General features: G+C 70.6%; 16 protein-coding genes. 11 read left to right on the forward strand and 5 right to left on the reverse strand.

Going from position 1 to position 17093, the window contains the following annotated elements; translation table 11 throughout:
* Window positions 1-30: 30 nt before the first annotated feature.
* From QA861_RS06355 to QA861_RS06375, 5 genes are all read left to right on the forward strand, one after another.
* Window positions 31-936 (forward strand): hypothetical protein, encoded by a 906-nt coding sequence (locus QA861_RS06355; protein ID WP_334587221.1) that lies wholly within the window; start codon window positions 31-33, stop codon window positions 934-936.
* Between the two features lie 99 nt (window positions 937-1035).
* Window positions 1036-1494 (forward strand): hypothetical protein, encoded by a 459-nt coding sequence (locus QA861_RS06360; RefSeq protein ID WP_334587222.1) that lies wholly within the window; start codon window positions 1036-1038, stop codon window positions 1492-1494.
* 192 nt (window positions 1495-1686) lie between these two features.
* Entirely contained in the window at window positions 1687-2751 is a 1065-nt protein-coding gene (locus QA861_RS06365) for an aromatic ring-hydroxylating dioxygenase subunit alpha (RefSeq protein WP_334587223.1), read from the forward strand.
* A 5-nt stretch (window positions 2752-2756) separates the two neighbouring features.
* On the forward strand, window positions 2757-2963 hold the full coding sequence (locus QA861_RS06370) for a hypothetical protein (protein ID WP_334590473.1): 207 nt from the start codon (window positions 2757-2759) through the stop codon (window positions 2961-2963).
* On the forward strand, window positions 2960-3895 hold the full coding sequence (locus QA861_RS06375; RefSeq protein ID WP_334587224.1) for a PDR/VanB family oxidoreductase: 936 nt from the start codon (window positions 2960-2962) through the stop codon (window positions 3893-3895). Before QA861_RS06370 ends, QA861_RS06375 begins: the two co-directional genes overlap by 4 nt.
* 206 nt (window positions 3896-4101) lie before the next feature.
* Here the strand turns inward: QA861_RS06375 and QA861_RS06380 are convergent, their stop codons facing one another.
* A complete protein-coding gene (locus QA861_RS06380) occupies window positions 4102-4773 on the reverse strand; it encodes an MmyB family transcriptional regulator (RefSeq protein WP_334587225.1) in 672 nt (223 codons plus the stop codon).
* A 264-nt stretch (window positions 4774-5037) separates the two neighbouring features.
* On the opposite strand from QA861_RS06380, the gene QA861_RS06385 reads away from it, so the two are divergent.
* Genes QA861_RS06385 through QA861_RS06395 form a run of 3 tightly spaced genes read left to right on the forward strand, consistent with a single transcriptional unit; the run spans window position 5038 to window position 7446 of the window.
* Complete coding sequence (locus tag QA861_RS06385; protein WP_334587226.1) at window positions 5038-5694, forward strand: helix-turn-helix domain-containing protein; 657 nt, start codon at window positions 5038-5040, stop codon at window positions 5692-5694.
* Window positions 5695-5726: 32 nt separating this feature from the next.
* Window positions 5727-6254 carry a toxin-antitoxin system, toxin component gene (locus QA861_RS06390; RefSeq protein WP_334590474.1) on the forward strand — a complete coding sequence of 176 codons (528 nt, stop codon included), beginning with the start codon at window positions 5727-5729 and terminating at the stop codon, window positions 6252-6254.
* Between the two features lie 13 nt (window positions 6255-6267).
* Window positions 6268-7446, forward strand: a complete 1179-nt coding sequence (locus QA861_RS06395) for an MAB_1171c family putative transporter (protein ID WP_334587227.1) — start codon at window positions 6268-6270, stop codon at window positions 7444-7446.
* A gap of 49 nt (window positions 7447-7495) precedes the next feature.
* Here the strand turns inward: QA861_RS06395 and QA861_RS06400 are convergent, their stop codons facing one another.
* The gene (locus tag QA861_RS06400) at window positions 7496-8518 is read right to left on the reverse strand and encodes an alpha/beta fold hydrolase (RefSeq protein ID WP_334587228.1); all 1023 of its coding nucleotides are present in this window, start codon (window positions 8516-8518) and stop codon (window positions 7496-7498) included.
* 215 nt (window positions 8519-8733) lie between these two features.
* On the opposite strand from QA861_RS06400, the gene QA861_RS06405 reads away from it, so the two are divergent.
* Entirely contained in the window at window positions 8734-8961 is a 228-nt protein-coding gene (locus tag QA861_RS06405; RefSeq protein ID WP_334587229.1) for a hypothetical protein, read from the forward strand.
* On the opposite strand, the gene QA861_RS06410 is transcribed toward QA861_RS06405, so the two are convergent.
* Window positions 8936-9679: a 4'-phosphopantetheinyl transferase family protein gene (locus QA861_RS06410; RefSeq protein WP_334587230.1), complete on the reverse strand. Its 744-nt coding sequence runs from the start codon at window positions 9677-9679 to the stop codon at window positions 8936-8938. The two genes, QA861_RS06405 and QA861_RS06410, sit on opposite strands and share 26 nt — an antisense overlap.
* Window positions 9627-10535, reverse strand: coding sequence for a metallophosphoesterase family protein (locus tag QA861_RS06415; protein WP_334587231.1), 909 nt, complete (start codon window positions 10533-10535; stop codon window positions 9627-9629). The genes QA861_RS06410 and QA861_RS06415 overlap by 53 nt, the downstream gene beginning before the upstream one ends.
* Window positions 10536-10901: 366 nt before the next feature.
* On the opposite strand from QA861_RS06415, the gene QA861_RS06420 reads away from it, so the two are divergent.
* Together QA861_RS06420 and QA861_RS06425 are read left to right on the forward strand one after the other, a co-directional pair.
* On the forward strand, window positions 10902-12059 hold the full coding sequence (locus QA861_RS06420) for an ATP-grasp domain-containing protein (RefSeq protein ID WP_334587232.1): 1158 nt from the start codon (window positions 10902-10904) through the stop codon (window positions 12057-12059).
* A 176-nt stretch (window positions 12060-12235) separates the two neighbouring features.
* Window positions 12236-13909: a carbohydrate binding domain-containing protein gene (locus tag QA861_RS06425; RefSeq protein WP_334587233.1), complete on the forward strand. Its 1674-nt coding sequence runs from the start codon at window positions 12236-12238 to the stop codon at window positions 13907-13909.
* 126 nt (window positions 13910-14035) lie between these two features.
* Here QA861_RS06425 and QA861_RS06430 read toward each other — a convergent pair whose 3' ends face one another.
* Window positions 14036-17080 (reverse strand): alpha-mannosidase, encoded by a 3045-nt coding sequence (locus QA861_RS06430; protein ID WP_334587234.1) that lies wholly within the window; start codon window positions 17078-17080, stop codon window positions 14036-14038.
* Window positions 17081-17093 lie beyond the last annotated feature (13 nt).

The following is a 17093-nucleotide window of genomic DNA, read 5'->3' on the forward strand; positions in this document are numbered from 1 at the left end:
TCGTTCGACAGGAGCCCCGGGAGGCGCCGTATGCACCGCTGGACCTTGGCTCTGCTGACCGCCGGTCTGCTGGCTACGACGGCCACCGGCTGCGCGGGTGGCACCGCCGCGGTCTCCGGTGCCGCCGTTCCCGGTGCCGCCGACGCCGGCCCGCGCCGGACCACGGGCGACCCTCGGGAGACGCTGGCGCTCGCCGAGCAGCTCCTCATCAAGGAGTGCATGGAGAAGCAGGGGCACGAATACTGGGTCGAGCCGCCCAGGCCCGATGACGTCTCGACCCGCTTCCCGTACGTCGTGGACGACCCGGCATGGGCCAAGGCCCGCGGGTACGGCACCGACCTGCGGCGCGACCGGGAGGCCGAGGTCCGGCGCAACCCCAACCAGCGGTACTTCCACTCCATGCCCGAGAAGGGCCGGGCCGCCTTGGTGAGCGCCCTCAACGGGGCGCGGCCACAAGGGCTTTCGGCCCGGCTGCCGGGCGGCATGCAGGTCTCCCACAGTGACCAGGGCTGCCAGGCCGCCGCCGAACGAGAGCTGTACTCCGACCTCCAGGCCTGGTTCCGGGCCACCCGGGTCACCGACAGCCTGGCCGGCACGCGCGTCGGTCTCGTGACGAACGACAAGCGCTACCGGGCGGCCGTCGAACCATGGGCACGCTGTATGCGCGACCAGGGGTACACATACCCGGGCCCCGCCGAGGCCCGTGCCGCGGCCACCCAGCCGGCAGATCCCTGGCCGCACGCCAAGGAAGTACGGCTGGCCTCGGCCGAGGCGGCCTGCGCAGCCTCCAGCGGCCTGTCGACCGTGGCGAAGTCCCTTGACACCGAGTATTGGGACAAGCTGCGGCGACGCTATCCCCAGGAGACGGCCGATCTCGCGCGCCTCAAGCGCGAGGCGCTGCCCCGGGCCCGCGCGATCGTCGCTCGCGGCCACTGACCCGGCCCGCTCCCCCAACAGACCCCCACGGCCGCCGAGCCGTGGTCGAACCATCCCCACTCACCACGCAACAACTAACCGACGAAAACGAGGAACACCATGTCCGTCAAGCGTCTCTTCACCGTCGCGGCCTCCGCCGCCGCCGTCGCCGCCCTCTTCTCCCCGCTCTCCAGCGCCAGCGCCCTGGACGCGGGTACGCAGGGCACCAAGTCCGTCCAGCTCGCCTCCGCGGACGGCTACCTGCACGTCTACACCCAGCCCTACGGCGGCGGCCGGGAGTGCAAGTGGCAGGGCAACTCCGACAACTGGGGCAGCTGCCGCAACCTGACCTCCGACATCTGGAACAACGGCTACGCGGGCGGCCTGGACGCGGTCGACCTGTACACAGCTCCCAACGGCGGCGGCGCACACGCCTGCATCGGCCAGGGTGACCGCTGGTGGGACACCACCACCGACAACTACCACTTCACCTACGGCGCGGGCCTGTCCCAGTTCGGTGCCACCGTCAACAACAACATCTCCTCGCACCGCTGGGTCGACTACTGCAGCCAGGGCTGACCCCCACCGAGCGCGCCCCGGTACTCCCGTTGACGGGCGTACCGGGGCGCTCGCACCACCGCTGACCAGCCCGGCCGCAGAAGCGCTTCCGCCTGACAGAAGCCGCCTTGCGCGGTGGTGGCGTCTCTCAGGACCCTGAGTCCAACCACGGCCGCGGGGCGATGACGCCCCGCTCTCAGGGACGGGAACGCCATGCCCCACACCACCGCCTTCGCCAGGAACCAGTGGTACGTCGCCGCCTACAGCCACGAAGTGGGGCGGGAGCTGCTCGGCCGGACCATCCTCGGAGAGCCGCTCGTCTTCTACCGCACCGAGGACGAGGGAACACCCGTCGCCCTGGCCGACCGGTGTGTGCACCGGCGCTACCCGCTCTCCGAGAGCGGACTCGACGGCGACCGGATCGTGTGCGGCTACCACGGCTTCACCTACGACACCACGGGCGCGTGCGTGTACGTGCCCGGGCAGAAACGCATTCCGCGCACCGCCCGCGTCGCCTCCTACCCGGTGGTCGAGCAGGACGCCCTGATCTGGGTGTGGATCGGCGACCCCGCCCTCGCCGACGCCGACACGATTCCGCGCGCCCGGCACCTCGACTCCCCCGGCTGGGTCACCGTCAAGGGCATGGAGCCGATCGACGCCGACTACGGCCTGCTCGTCGACAACCTCCTCGATCTGTCCCACGAGACCTATCTGCACGGCGGCTACATCGGTACCCCCGAGGTCGCCGAGACGCCGATCACCACGGAGGTCGACGAGGGCGCCGGCATCGTCCGGGTGAGCCGGCACATGGACGACGCCGAGTGCCCGCCCTTCTACGCCAGGTCGACCGGCATCGAGGGACGGATCACGCGCTGGCAGGACATCGAGTACCACGCGCCGTGTCTGTATCTGCTGCACAGCCGGATCGCGCCGGTGGGCGTCCTGCCCGAGGCCGACGGCAGCGACCCGAACGGGTTCCACACCGAGATCACGTACGCCATCACCCCGTCGGCCGACGGCAAGGTGTACGACTTCTGGATGGTCTCGCGCGACTGGGCCACGGACGACGACGAGGTCACGGAGTTCCTGCGGGGCAACAACCACACGGTGGTCATGCAGGACGTCGACGCGCTCAACCTCCTTCAGCGGACGCTGGGTTCGGAACGGGCCGGGTACCAGGAGCTGAGCATCAACATCGACACCGGCGGTCTCGCGGCCCGCCGGATCCTCGCGAGGCTGGTCGAGGAGGGCGAGAAGCCCGTGGAGAAGGTCCTGTGAACGGCGTGCCCCTCTCCGAGACACCGCGCGAGATCTACCGCATCGCGTGGCTGCCGGGCACGGACGTCCTGCACGGCACCTGCCACTGCGGCCGGGAACACCGCTCGCAGGACCCCATCGAGATGTGGGAGTGGATGCTCGCCCACCCACAGGGACATCAGCCGCAGGAACACCAGCCACGGGCGGATCAGCGACAGGGAAACAGCTCATGAGCGTCTACGAAGCCGAACTCGTCGTGGAGCGGCGGGAGTCGGCCGCAGACGGGGTGCTCGCGCTCACCCTGCGGCACCCGCTGGGCGAGGAGTTGCCGGGCTGGGAACCGGGCGCCCATGTCGATGTCGTGCTCGGGCCCGACCTTGAGCGGCAGTACTCGCTCTGTGGCGACCCCCTCGACCGCTCGTCGTGGCGGATCGCGGTGCTGCGCGAGCCGGACGGGCGCGGCGGATCGGCATACGTGCACGGGCAGTTGGGACTGGGCGACAAGGTGCGGGTACGCGGGCCCCGGAACCACTTCGCCCTCAAGCCGGCTCCGCGGTACCGCTTCGTCGCGGGCGGTATCGGCATCACGCCGATCCTCCCGATGCTCGCCGCCGCCGAGGCGGCGGGCGCCGAGTGGACGCTGCTGTACGGCGGGCGGACCCGTGACTCCATGGCGTTCACCGAGGAGTTGGGGCGGTACGGGGACAGGGTCACGTTCGCTCCGCAGGACGAGACAGGGCTCCTGGACCTCGACGCGGAGATCGGGCGGCTGCCGGAGGGCACCCTCGTCTACTGCTGTGGCCCCGGGGCCCTTCTCGACGCGGTGGAGACGGTCTGCCCCGCCGGTGCGCTGCACGTCGAGCGGTTCGCGCCCAAGGCCCAACAGGTCGGCAGTGACAGCGAGTTCGAGGTCGTCCTGCAGCGCAGCGGTCGTACGCTGACCGTGCCCGTCGAGGTGTCCGTGCTGGATGCCGTGCGCGGCGCGGGGGTCGAGGTGCTCTTCTCGTGCACCGAGGGCACCTGCGGGACCTGTGAGACGGACGTGCTCGAAGGCACCCCGGACCACCGGGACTCGGTGCTCTCGGACGAGGAACGGGAGGCGGGCGAGACGATGCTCATCTGTGTGTCCCGCTGCCGTGGTCCACGGCTCGTCCTCGACCTCTGAGCCACCATCTCGCCGCCCCTGGCATCGACCCGCCTCACCCGCGTCGCCCCGCGCTTCGCCGAACTCCGTACCGGTGTCTACGCGTAGATCCGGGCGGCCAGGCGCGGAACACCGGCACCCGGCCCGTCGGAGACCGTCAAGGACAGGCGGTGGCCCCGGTGCCGTCGACGACCTGAACGCCGACGGTTCCGCGGCCAGGTCCCGTCTCACACCTCCCGGGCCGGCACCACGCTCAGGTGGCTCGCCGAGCGCCGCGGGCGGCGTGGTCCGCGCGAGACGTCCGCCGGGCGCCGCGTCTCGCGGAGCACCAGCGTCAGCCTCGTATAGCCCATGTCCTCAAGAGACTTGGGGGTCTCGCCCACGACCCGGCACTCGGTGGCGCCCCAGCGCGGGTCGGGGTGCAGCAGCGGGCGTACGGCCCCGTCGTGCTCGACGGCCTCCGCGCCGACCGCCCGGATCCAGTGCGGCAGGCCCTGCCGGTAGGCGGCCTCCATGAGCGGGTCCTGGGCGATGTCGCGGCGGATGGCCTGGAGGCCGCGGTCCTGGGAGTGCCGCTCCACCGCGGCGGCGAAGTGCGCCAGCATCGGCAGACACCAGCTCGACTCGTGCTCGCCCAGGACCGTGCCCGCGTCCGGATGAAAGAGGACGAAACGGAGGAAGTTGTCGCCGGGCATGGCCGTGGGATGCGGGCCGACCGCGCGGAAAAGTGTCTCGAACGCGGTGTTGGAGAGGACCACGTCCCAGCGGTGGTCGAGGACGACGGACGGAAAGGTCACGGCCTCGACGAGTGTGGCGTAGTCCCGCAGATACGCCTGGGCCTCGGGACTCTCGGGGACGGGCCGCGGCGCCGGCCGCTGCCCTCCTGCCTGAAATGCCATCGGGAGGTCACCCCTCTTGCCTATGCGGCCTTCACGCGGCGCCCTGATCCTGCTGCCCTGGCAGGAGCCGTGTCAACTATCGTGGCATTTCATGCCTGTTGACGGCTGAATCTGGCCACAGATGTGGCGAGAGCTGGATGTGAGTTCGAACAACCCGCTACTCTCTCCGGGCAGTTCACGGCGACCGACGAAGTCGCGGAAGACGTACACGTACGCGAAGACTCAGCGACCGCACATACACAGAAGACGGTAGGAGACCTGTCGGTGACCGATGGCTACGAGGTTCCGGGCGCCACGGCGACGGTTCTGCTGTCCGCCGTCGTGGCCCGGGTCACCGCGCTCGCGGACCGGCTCGGAGTACCGCACGCCGAGGTCTTCCACACCGGGCGGCTCTCCGCGGTGTCCGGCGTACCGGAGAGCGTCGTCAAGGCCCTGCTGAGCGGGCAGAGCGCCGGCGAACCCGATCTCCAGGCCCGTTTCCTTCAGCGGCTGGGTCTGCTGCGCCGCACCCGGCTGAAACCGAACGGCCGCAAGTACACGCAGCAGGAGATCGCCGACGGCGCCGGCATGTCGCGCCAGCAGGCGGGCGCACTCATCAACGGCGACCGGCGCCCCACCATGGAGCACTGCGACGCCATCCAGCGCTTCTTCAGAGTGCACGCCGGTTTCCTCACCGCGGAGGATCCCGAGGCACTCGCGGGCGCCCTCCAGGCTTCCGAGCAGGATCTTCTCCAGCAGCTCGCCGACAGGGAGCGCGAGGCGGCGAAGGCCGCAGACGACCCGCTGCAGCGGCTGCTGCAGGACCACGGCGTCCGCGGAATCGCCTGGCGGGCGGCGCAGCTTCCCTCCGACCAGCATCGCGACAAGGTCGCCGAGTGGCTGGACATGCTTCTGGAGAGCGTCAAGCGGCCGGAGTCGTGATCCGAGGGATGACTGTGAACATCGGCAAGGAAATGCGCCGCCTGTGCGGCGAGTTGGTGACCGAGCTGCAGCTCCGGGCACCGGCCGAACCCGCCGACCTCTACGCGGCGCTGTGCGACGCCATGAGCAGGCGCCGGGGCCGTCCCGTCGTGTTCCGCGCGGCCCCCTTCCCGCCCGGCACGGCCAGCGGGCTGTGGCTCGACATGGCCGACCAGGACCTCATCGTGGTCGAGGAACGCACGGCGCCCGACCACCAGTTGGTGATCCTGGGCCACGAGCTGTGGCACATGCAGGCCGGACACTGCGGCCATCACGTCGAGGGCGCGGCGGTCGCCGCCCGGCTGCTGAGCGACACCGCGGACCTCCAGGCGACGGTCCGCAAGGTGGCCGCCCGCACCCGCTCCGACCTCGCCGACGAGCAGGACGCCGAGAGCTTCGGTCTGCTGCTGGCCAGCAAGTGCCGTACATGGCTCGCCGGTTCGGCGCGCCGGCCCGTGCGGCGCGACCAGCTCGCGGGCCGTATCGAGGCCTCCCTGGGCTATCGCGGGCCGCAGAGCTGAGTCGGCGCCCGCCGTGAACGACTCCAGCTACTACGTGCCGTCCGCCGCGATGGTGATCGTCCTCCTCCTCAAGGGCCGGGCGGTGCTGCGCGCCTGGCGCGACCCGCTGCTGCGGTCGGTGTACGCGCTGCTCCTGCTGTCCGTGCTGGTGTTCCTCTTCGCGGCCCCGCCGACCATCACCTGGGTCAACCGCCTCACCGCCGTCCCGAACTTCTCGGCGCCGCTGGTGTACTGCCTGCTGAGCGCCTTCAGCGCCTCCTGCCTGGTGCTGATCATCAACTGGCGCGGCGGCCCGCCCGAGGCCACCCGGCGTGCCTCGCACCGCTGGATCGCCGGGTACGCGGTCGTGATCGTGGCGACGGGGGCCCTGTTCGCCCTTGGGGACACGCCCGAGCAGCGCGTGCGCGACTTCGACACGTACTACGCGAACACCCCTTTCGTCCGCGAGATGATCGTCCTCTACCTCGTCGCGCTGACGGTCGCGAACATCGCGATGAACATGGTGTGCTGGCCATGGGCGCTGCGGGTGCGCGGCTCGCTGCGGGTGGGGCTGCTCGTCATCGTGGCCGGTTTCTTCTGCAACATCGCCTTCGCGGCCACGAAGCTGGTGGCCGTCGTCGCCCGCTGGAACGGCGGCGACCTCGACTACCTGAGCACCTACGTCGCCCCCGCGCTGGCCGCCGCCGCGGAGGTCATCACCGCGGCCGGCTTCTGCATCCCGCTGGCCTGCCAGCGCTTCGGGGACGTGTGGAGCACCTGGTCGACGTACCGCCGCCTCAACCCGCTGTGGCGCGAGCTCGCCCCCCTGTCCGACCACGGCGCCCACGCGGTCCGTATCGCCTGGTGGTCACCGGCCGAACTCCAGGTCACCCGACGTGAGTCCGACATCCACGACGGCATGCTCAGCCTCTACCCGTACTTCGACCCGACCGTCCGGACCCGGGCCTACGAGACCGCCCGCGCCGCGGGTTCCTCCCCCGACATCGCCCGGGCCGAGGCGGACGCGGCCATGGTGACCGCGGCGTTACGGTCAAGGGCGGCGGACCCGGACGGCAGAATCATCACTGCGGCGACAACAGATAACGGCGGCCCGCCATCGGCCACAGAGGCCCCCCGCGACCTGGTAGCCATGTCCCACGCCCTGCGCCGGTCCCCGGTGGTGGCAGAGATACGGGACGGGAGGGGCTTGTAGGGGCGCGGGGAACTGCGCGACCAGCCACAGCGGACCGGCAGCCAAATCACTACGTGGCGCTACGTTCGCTGACCTCACGCAAGTCCCGTCCCACCACCCGCCCGTGGACATCACAGGGCCGCCCGTCGACCAACAGCTCACGCCAGTGCTCCCGACTCCAGTCGGCCGGCGCACTCCCCCCGGTGAACTCCTCCACCAGCGCCACGAACCGCGCCGGATCACCGTGGAACGGAAAATGTCCCGCCCCCTCGAAGATCTCCAGCCGGCTGCCGGGCATCGCCTCGTGCGCCCGGTACGCGTGCCGCACCGGCACCACACTGTCCCGGTCCCCCCACAACAGCATCGTCGGCATCCCCTCGGTGAGATAGCACCGGTCGAGCATCGTCACGACCTGCCCGCGCCAGTCGACGACCGCACGCAGGGTGCGGATGAAGGCGTTGCGGGAGGTCTCGTCGGGCAACGCGTCGACGAGGGTGAGCAGTTCGTGGGCGTCCTGGCCCAGATCGGTGTTCAGGAGCTTCATCAACCGTACGGTGAGCCCCACTTGGAGCCGCATGCCGGGCAGCCGCAGCGCGGAGAGCGCGAGATGGGCGCCGGGCAGTGACACCGCACGCAGGACCGGGTTGACCTCGCGGCCCACACCGCCCGCGCTGACCAGGATGAGCCGCTCGGTGCGCTCGGGGAACTGGTAGGCGAACTGCATGGCCACGCCGCCGCCGAGCGAGTGTCCGACGAGTGTCGCGGACTCGATGCCGAGGCTGGTGAGCAGATCGCGCACGCCATTGGCGTAGGCGGCCACCGAGTAGTCGGCGCGCGGCTTGTCGGAGGCGCCGTGACCGAGCAGGTCAGGGGCGATCACGGTGTGGTTGCGGGCGAGGTCGGGGATCAGCTCGGCCCAGGTCGCCGAGGAGTCCCCGATGCCGTGGATCAGGACGAGGGCCGGCCCCTCGCCGGCCATCCGGAAGGCCCGGCGGTAGCCGTGCACGACGCGGTACCGCAGTTCCAGCTCACCGTCGCCCACCGGTCGCAGCCGTACCGCGCGTGCCGGTCCGTGACGCGGGATGTCCGTCACGCCGCTCACCTCCCCGCTTCCTGTGCCCTGAACTCCTTGCCGAAAACCCTTTCTATCCAGCGTAGAACCCCATTCTCACGAGGCGTTTCGAGGAGGTTTCGCCTCCGCTAAGCGAGCGAACCGACGCGTACGGCACCGGGATTGTCAGTGGCGGGCGGCAAGCTGGGAGGTGCACCACTGAGCAGAGATGACGCCGACATGGGGAGAGCCGTCCGATGCCGACCGCCGTACTGACCGACCGTGAGCGCAGCGCCGTACAGGCCTACTTGCGGCTGCTGCACACCGTCCGCGCCGCCTTCGACGTACCGCCGGGGAGCCCACGACCACCCGTGGTGCCGCCCGCCGTCCTCGCGGAGGCGGAAGCGGCCCTGGCGCAGGCGGGTCTGACGGGCAACGAGGAGAGATTCTTCCGCTTGCTCAGGCAGGCTGGTGCGGCACACTGACCGCCGTCGCCAACAGCCCTCGCCGCACGGTCCAGCGCCCGTCGAAGTACCCGAGTTCCCGGCCGTCGACAACCGGCCCGGGCACCAGCAGACGGGCCCGGAAGGTGCCGTACGGGTGCGGGCCGGGCACTGCCGTGAACTCGATGTCGGCCTCGCTGAAGTCCAGCCACCTGCCGGTGAGGGGGAACCACGCCTTGTAGACCGACTCCTTGGCGCTGAACAGCAGCCGGTCCCAGTGCACCCGGTCCCGGTGCACCCGGTCTCCGGGCGCGTCCGGGCCATTGGCGGTCAGCGCGCGCAGGTGTGCCTGTTCCGTGGGCAGGGACACGGAGCCGAGGACGCCCTCGGGCAGCGGCTGGTGGGGTTCGGCGTCGATGCCGAGGGAGGCCAGGTCGTCCGCGCGGACCAGTGCGGCGGCGCAGAAGCCCTCGCAGTGGGTCATGCTGCCGACCAGGCCGGCCGGCCACTGCGGGGCGCCCCGCTCACCGGGGAGCACGGGTTGCGGCGGCACCCCGAGCTTCTCCATGGCCCGGCGGGCGCACGCGCGTACGAGGGTGAACTCGCGGACGCGCTTGGGCACCGCCCGGGCCACGAGCGCCTCCTCCTCGGGATACAGCGTCGCGCCCCCGGGCCCGCCGGTCCCGTACGCGCTGTCGGCCCACTCGTCACCGTGCGTCTCCACGGCCACCACCGTGGCCGGAAGCAGCTCCTCGATCACCGGATCCGACCTCCATCGGCAGTATGCGGCGCAGCCGTCCCGGGTCTCCGGGGCGCTTCTGCCATTCGCGGGGGTAGCCCACTGACACTTCTTCGAAGCGGACGCCCTCGTGCCAGGTGGTCCGAGGGATGTGCAGATGGCCGTAGACCATGGTCAGGGCTCGGAACCGGCGGTGCCAGTCGGCGGTCAGCGTGGTGCCGCACCACATGGCGAACTCGGGGTGCCACAGCACGTCCGTGGGATGCCGGTCCAGCGGATAGTGGTTGACGAGCACCGTCGGCAGGTCCTCGGGCAGTTCGGCGAGCCGGCGCTCGGTCTCCGCGACCCGGGCCCGGCACCAGGCCTCACGGGTCGGGTAGGGGTCGGGGTGCAGGAGGTACTCGTCGGTGCAGACGATGCCGGTGGTGTGCGCGTACGCCAGCCCCTCCTCCTTGGTCGCGCACCCCCGCGGGAGGAAGGAGTAGTCGTAGAGGAGGAAGAGCGGCGCGACGACCACGGGGCCGCCGGGTCCCTCCCACACGGGGTACGGGTCCTCGGGCGTCGTCACACCCAGCTCGCGGCACAGCTCGACCAGGTGTTCGTAGCGGGCGACCCCGCGCAGGGTGACCCGGTCCTTGGGGTGGGTCCACAGCTCGTGGTTGCCGGGTGCCCAGACGACCTTGCGGAAGCGGCCCGCAAGGGTTTCGAGGACCCAGCGGATGTCGGCCACCGCCTCCGACACGTCGCCGGCGACGAGCAGCCAGTCGTCGTCCGTCTCGGGGTACATCTGTTCGACCAGGGTGCGGTTCTCCGGGTAGCCGATGTGCAGATCACTGATCGCCAGCAACTGTCCGGCACCACCGGCCGTCGTCTCCACCCCAGCCCCTTCCGCATCCGAACTCCGCCCCCGCGAGCGCACGTTCGGACCCACAAGAACACATCACCGGCAGCCGGACAAGTACGGCTCCCCGCCCTCCCGGCACCCTCTCGGCGCAGCTCACCGGACGGGGCCGAAGATCATTACAGGGGGCCACGGTTGGTACACAAGGCAACACACGGGGTACTGCTGTCAATTCCGTAACACGCGCGTAGCAGGAACAGGGTCTGCGGAGCCTTATGATCGCCTCAACACTTCCGCCAGAAATCCGGTTCGCACCCGGGTGGCTTGTCGTGTTCCCAACTCTCCCCTGGCCGGGCTCGGCCCTATTTTGCCGTGCCCGTGAACCTTGAAAGGTGGCCCTGCATGGTCTCTCGCGTACGCGTCTGGCTGAACCGCACGTACGCGGAGAACGTGTTCTTCATGGAACAGCTGCGGAGAAATCCCAGCGACCGCGCGGTCGAGATCCACGCCACCCACGGGGACGCCGACTCCCCCGTCCTGGCCGCCGCCGACACCGCCGCCATGGAGCCCGAGGGCCTGTCCCCCGCCGCGTACGTCGAGTACGCGCTCGACCAGTGCGACCGTCGCGAGATCGACGTGTTCGTGCCGCGTCTGCACCAGGACGCGATCGTCGAGCACCGCGCGGACTTCGAGGCCGTCGGCACCAAGCTGCTCGCGCCGACGCCGGAGGCGGTGGCCGTCTTCCAGGACAAGGCGACCGCCTACCAGGCCGTCGAGGCCGTCGGCGTCCCGGTGCCGCCCTGGTGGCGGGTGCGCAGCGCCGAGGAACTCATCGTCGCCGTCGATCAGTTGGAGTCCGACGGCCACAAGGCGTGCTTCAAGCCGGCGGCGGGCGCGGGCGGGGTGGGCTTCCGCATGATCACGCGCGCCCCCTTCTCGATGTCGCACCTCAACGGGTTCCCCAGCCCCTACGTCCAGTTGGACATGGTCCTCGACGTGCTGCGGAACACCGACGAGGACGTCGACTGGCTGGTGATGCCCCGTCTGGAGCAGCCGGAGGTGTCCGTCGACTGCCTCACCGGCACCGACTCGCGCACCCGGATGGCGATCGGCCGCACCAAGAACGGCCGGCGGCGCGGCTTCACCCTCGACGAGGCCTGGCTGGAGCCCGCGCGGCTCATCGCCGAGGGCTTCGGACTGCACCACCTGAGCAACATCCAGTTCCGGATGTACGAGGACCGGCCGGTCCTGATGGACGTCAACACCCGTCCGGCCGGCGGTCTGCACCAGCTCTCACTGTGCGGCATCAACGCCCCTTGGGCGGCGGTGCAGTTGGCGCTCGGCGAGGACCCGGGTGATCTGGTGCCGCCGTTCCTCGGGCAGGACTACGCGGTGATCTCCGCGCCGCGCCTGGTGCGCACCGTGTCGGCGACCGCGGACGAGGTTCCGGAGCCCACGTCCACGCTGCCGGCCGCACCGGCTACGGCAGCCGCCGATGAGCCGGTCACGGAAGCGGCGGCGGAGGCATCCGCGGGAGCACCGGCGGCGGCCACCGCGTAACCGCCCCGCCCGACCCCCTCCTCTCCTCCACCAGACTCACCCCCATCGGTCTGGACCAATCGGTGCTCAGTCTCTTGACAGCCCGACTGGTCCAGACCAACTTTGTTGCGCATCCCTCTGCACCTTCGTGCAGAGCTCTGCACTCCCGAATCACCCCACCGCTTCAGGGAGACCGCGTGCGCTTCACACTCACCAGACACCGACTGCTCGCCCTGCTCGGCTCCGCCACCCTGGCCCTGGCCGGGGCGGTCGCTCTGCCCGGCACCGCTCAGGCGGCCAACGTCCTGTCCAACCCCGGCTTCGAGTCGGGCTCCCTCTCCCCCTGGTCCTGCACCGGCAACCTCGGCCAGGTCGCTTCCTCCCCCGTCCATGGCGGCACCAAGTCCCTTGCTGGGGCGGCCAGTTCGAGCGACAACGCCCAGTGCGCCCAGACCGTCGCCGTCCGCCCGAACACCGCCTACACGCTTCAAGGCTGGGTGCGCGGCTCGTACGTCTACCTCGGCGTCGACAGCGGCCCCTCGACCTGGACGACGTCCCCCTCGGCCTACGTCCAACTGTCCGTCACCTTCACCACAGGCGCGGCACAGACCACCGCCACGGTCTACACCCACGGCTGGTACGGCCAGGGCACCTACTACGCCGACGACATCAGCCTCGACGGCCCGGGCAGTGGCGGCTCGGACACCCAGGCCCCGACCGCGCCCGGCACCCTCCGCTCCACTGCCAAGTCCTCCTCGACGGTCTCCCTGACCTGGAACGCCGCCTCGGACAACGTCGGCGTCACGGCGTACGACATCTACCGCGGCGCGAGCCAGGTGCAGAGCGTCTCCGGTACGACGGCCACTGTGAGCGGACTCTCACCGAGCACCGCGTACTCCTTCTCGGTGAAGGCCCGCGACGCGGCGGGCAACGTCTCGGCGGCCTCCAACTCCGTGAGCGTCACGACGGACGCCGGCGGGGGCACCACCGGGTTCAAGCAGGCGGCTCCCTACCTCTACCTCGGCTGGGGCGACCCGCCGAGCCCGACCTCGGTGATGAGCGCGACGGGCGTCAAGTGGTTCACGATGGCGTTCATCCTGTCCTCGGGCGGCTGCAACCCGGCCTGGGACGGCACCCGCGCGCTGACCGGCGGCAACGACCAGAGCGTCATCAACTCCATCCGTGCGGCGGGCGGTGACATCGTTCCGTCGATCGGTGGCTGGAGCGGCAACAAGCTGGGCCCGAACTGTTCGACGCCCGAGGCACTCGCGGGCGCCTACCAGAAGGTGATCGACGCGTACGGACTCAAGGCGATCGACGTCGACATCGAGAACTCGGACGAATTCGAGAACGAGGTGGTGCAGGACCGCATCCTGGGCGCCCTGAAGATCGTCAAGGCGAACAACCCGGGCCTGCGCACGATCCTGACCTTCGGCACGTCGACCACCGGTCCGAACTACTGGGGCAACCGTCTCATCGAGCGCGCGTCGGCCCTCGGCGCCGGCATCGACGTGTTCACGATCATGCCGTTCGACTTCGGCGGCGGCGCCGACATGTACGCCAGCACCGTCAACGCCACGGAGGGGCTGAAGACGAAACTGCGCTCCACGTTCGGCTGGGACGACGCGACGGCGTACGCCCACATCGGGATATCCGGCATGAACGGCCTGTCCGACCAGCAGGAACTGACCAGCCCGACGACCTGGACGCAGATCCGCGACTGGTCCAACTCCCACCACATCGCCCGCCTCGCCTACTGGGCGGTCAACCGCGACCGGTCATGCCCCGGCGGCGGAGTGGTCAGCAACTGCTCGGGCATCAGCCAGAACACCTGGCAGTTCACGTCGATCACGGCCGGCTTCACAGGCTGACCGGCAGGCGCGGGCCGGGGGCGGGCCGGGCGCGCCCCGCGCCCCGACAGGGGCGCGGGGCTGTGTCGATATGCGGCTCCGCCGCGTGGGCGCGACCAGCCCCCACCGGCCCGCAGCCAAAAACCCTTACCGAACAGCCAGCCTCAACGTCTGCACCTCGAACGGCCGCAGCCGCACCGGCACCGAGTCACCGTCCGTCGGCGCCTCGGACAGGGGCCGCTCCAGCAGGTCCGTGATCTTCGCACCCGCCAGCGCGAACCCGGTGCACAGCGCACCCTCCGCCCGGCCGCCGCGCGACTCGTAGAGGCGGACGACGACGTCGCCGGACGCGTCGTCGGCGAGCTTCACCGCCTCGATCGTCACACCGTCGCCGTCCGCCCACACGACCGGCTCCGGCGCCCCCGCCGCGTCCGCGACCCGCAGCGGCAGGTTGAGGGAGTAGCCCTCGGCGACCGCGTCCGCGATGCTCGCACCCGGCAGCAGCGAGTACGTGAAGCGGTGTTTGCCCTGGTCGGCCCCGGGGTCGGGGATCCGCGGGGCGCGCACCAGCGACAGGCGGACCGTGGTCGTCGTACCGCCGTCCTCGCGGACCGTGCGGGAGACGTCGTGGCCGTACGTCGAGTCGTTGAGGACCGCGACGCCGTAGCCGGGCTCGGCGATGTGCACCCAGCGGTGGCCGGAGACCTCGAAGCGGGCCGACTCCCACGTGGTGTTGGTGTGCGTGGGCCGCTGGACGTGGCCGAACTGGATCTCCGCGCTGGAGTGCGCCGCACGGACGTCCACCGGGAACGCCGCCTTGAGGATCTTCTCGGCCTCGTGCCAGTCGATCTCCGTCTCGAAGTCGATCCGGGGGCTGCCGGCCCGGACGGTGATCGTCTGGACGATCTTCGAGCCCTTGCCGAAGTCGCGCTCCACCCGGATGGCGCCGAGGAGCGGGTCCTCGTCGGTCACCGTGACGGAGGTCGTCTCCAGCAGGTCCGTGTAGCGGTTCTGGTAGTGCTTGTCGATGTCCCAGGCGTCCCAGTAGTTCGGGAGGTCGGTGTGCAGCCGGAGCAGGTTGCCCTTGTCGGCGAGGACTTCGCGGTCCGCCCTCAGGTCGCGGACCGAGGCCAGCGTGCCGTCCTCGGCCAGCTCGACCCGTACGAGCCCGTTGTCGAGGATCCGTCCGGCGGCGATCGTCACCGGCCGCGGGGGCTCCGCGACGGCCAGCGGGGCGCTGCCGCTCGCCGGGACCTCCACGTACATGGGGACGCCCGTCGAGGTGCGGACCACCTCGGCCCGGTCGTACGGGCTGGTGTTGAAGGCGCGGGACTCGCCGCCGCCGAGCGCGGCCACCGCCTCGGCGGTGATCGTCTCCAACTCCTCGGCCACGCGGGCGTATTCGGCCTCCGCCTCGCGGTGCACCCAGGCGATGGACGAGCCGGGCAGGATGTCGTGGAACTGGTGGAGCAGGACCGTCTTCCAGAGGCGGTCCAGGTGCTCGTACGGGTAGGCGTAGCCCGGCGCGTGCAGCGCGGCCGTCGTCGCCCACAACTCGGCCTCGCGCAGCCTGTGTTCGCTGCGCCGGTTGCCCTGCTTGGTGCGGGCCTGCGAGGTGTACGTGGCCCGGTGCAGCTCCAGGTACAGCTCACCGACCCAGACCGGGGCGTCGGGGTACTCCTCGCGGGCCTTGGCGAAGAAGTCGTCGGGGTGCTCGATCTCGACGGTCGCCGAGCCTTCCAGGTCGGCCAGCCTGCGCGCCCGTTCCATGATCTCGCGGGTGGGGCCGCCGCCGCCGTCGCCCCAGCCGAAGGGGGCCAGCGAACGCGACGCGACGCCCTTCTCCTGGTAGTTGCGCGACGCGCGGGACATCTCCTCGCCGCTGAAGCGGGCGTTGTAGGTGTCGACCGGCGGGAAGTGGGTGAAGATACGGGTGCCGTCGATGCCCTCCCACCAGAAGGTGTGGTGGGGGAACTTGTTGGTCTGGTTCCAGGAGATCTTCTGGGTGAGGAACCAGTCGTTGCCGGCGAGCTTGGCGAGCTGCGGGTAGGCCGCGGTGTAGCCGAAGGAGTCCGGCAGCCACACGCCCTTGGTCTCGACGCCGAAGTGCTCGATGAAGAACCGCTTGCCGTGGATGAGCTGGCGGGCCATCGCCTCACCGCCGGGCAGGTTGCCGTCGGCCTCGACCCACATGCCGCCGACCGGAGCCCACTGGCCCTTCTTCACCGACTCCTGGATGCGGGCCCACACCTTGGGGTAGTTGTCGCGCACCCACTCGTACTGCTGGGCCTGTGAGCAGGCGAAGATGAAGTCCTCGTACTCGTCGGCCAGCGAGGTGACGTTCGAGAAGGTGCGGGACGTCTTGCGCTTGGTCTCACGGATCGGCCACAGCCACGCCGAGTCGATGTGCGCGTGGCCCACACCCGAGATCTTGTGGGCGCTGGCGTTGGCCGGCTTGGCCAGCGCGGGCGCCAGGGCCGCTCGTACCGCCGCCGCCGAACCGGCCACGTCGTCCAGGTCGAGGAGGTCGAGGGCGCGGTCCAGGGTGTGCGCGATCTCGTGGCGGCGCGGGTCGTGGTCGTCCAGCTCCAGCATCAGCTCGCGCAGTACCTGGACGTCGAGGTCGAGGTGGAAGACCTCCTCGTCGAGGATGGCGAGGTCGGCGCGCTGGAAGGTGTAGATCGGCTTGTCGCCGGCGGTGAGGATGTCACCCATGGGGGTGATCTTGGAGAAGTTCTCGGCGAGGATGTCCGGGTTCGAGGCCGCCTCGACGAGGTAGTCGATCTCCTCGCCGCCAGTCGCCGGGTTGGCGATCGGCACGTACTGGTTGAGCGGGTTGACCGCCTTCAGCGGGGTGCCGTCGGTGAGGTGGACCAGGGCCTCGGCCTGGTTGCCGGGCCAGTCGCCGACGAAGCCGAGGTCGATGACCGCCTCTACACGCCGGCCGGCCCACTCGGCGGGCACCCGGCCGCGCATCCGGAACCAGGTGGTGCCCCAGGGCGGCCCCCAGAGGGTGTCCATGGCGAAGGGCGCGTACGACGCCGCCGCCGCCTCCTCGAAGGAGACCGGCTCGCCCGGCGCCTGCCAGGCCTCTACCTCGAAGGGAACCGTGGCCGCGTAGATCGCCGCCTTGATCCGCTGGTCGTGGAGGCGCTGGACGCGCTCCTCGATCCGCCGGCGTTCGTCGTGCATGAGAAGTCTCCAG

It is taken from the genome of Streptomyces sp. B21-083 (assembly GCF_036898825.1).
Taxonomy (GTDB): Bacteria; Actinomycetota; Actinomycetes; order Streptomycetales; family Streptomycetaceae; genus Streptomyces.

Excerpts from the sequence above, each read along its gene's own strand:
- QA861_RS06390 (WP_334590474.1), top strand. The coding sequence starts at position 5,727 with ATGCGCCGCCTGTGCGGCGAGTTGGTGACCGAGCTGCAGCTCCGGGCA.
- QA861_RS06430 (WP_334587234.1), bottom strand. The coding sequence starts at position 17,080 with ATGCACGACGAACGCCGGCGGATCGAGGAGCGCGTCCAGCGCCTCCAC.
- QA861_RS06375 (WP_334587224.1), top strand. The coding sequence starts at position 2,960 with ATGAGCGTCTACGAAGCCGAACTCGTCGTGGAGCGGCGGGAGTCGGCC.
- QA861_RS06380 (WP_334587225.1), bottom strand. The coding sequence starts at position 4,773 with ATGGCATTTCAGGCAGGAGGGCAGCGGCCGGCGCCGCGGCCCGTCCCC.
- QA861_RS06360 (WP_334587222.1), top strand. The coding sequence starts at position 1,036 with ATGTCCGTCAAGCGTCTCTTCACCGTCGCGGCCTCCGCCGCCGCCGTC.
- QA861_RS06405 (WP_334587229.1), top strand. The coding sequence starts at position 8,734 with ATGCCGACCGCCGTACTGACCGACCGTGAGCGCAGCGCCGTACAGGCC.
- QA861_RS06365 (WP_334587223.1), top strand. The coding sequence starts at position 1,687 with ATGCCCCACACCACCGCCTTCGCCAGGAACCAGTGGTACGTCGCCGCC.
- QA861_RS06420 (WP_334587232.1), top strand. The coding sequence starts at position 10,902 with ATGGTCTCTCGCGTACGCGTCTGGCTGAACCGCACGTACGCGGAGAAC.
- QA861_RS06355 (WP_334587221.1), top strand. The coding sequence starts at position 31 with ATGCACCGCTGGACCTTGGCTCTGCTGACCGCCGGTCTGCTGGCTACG.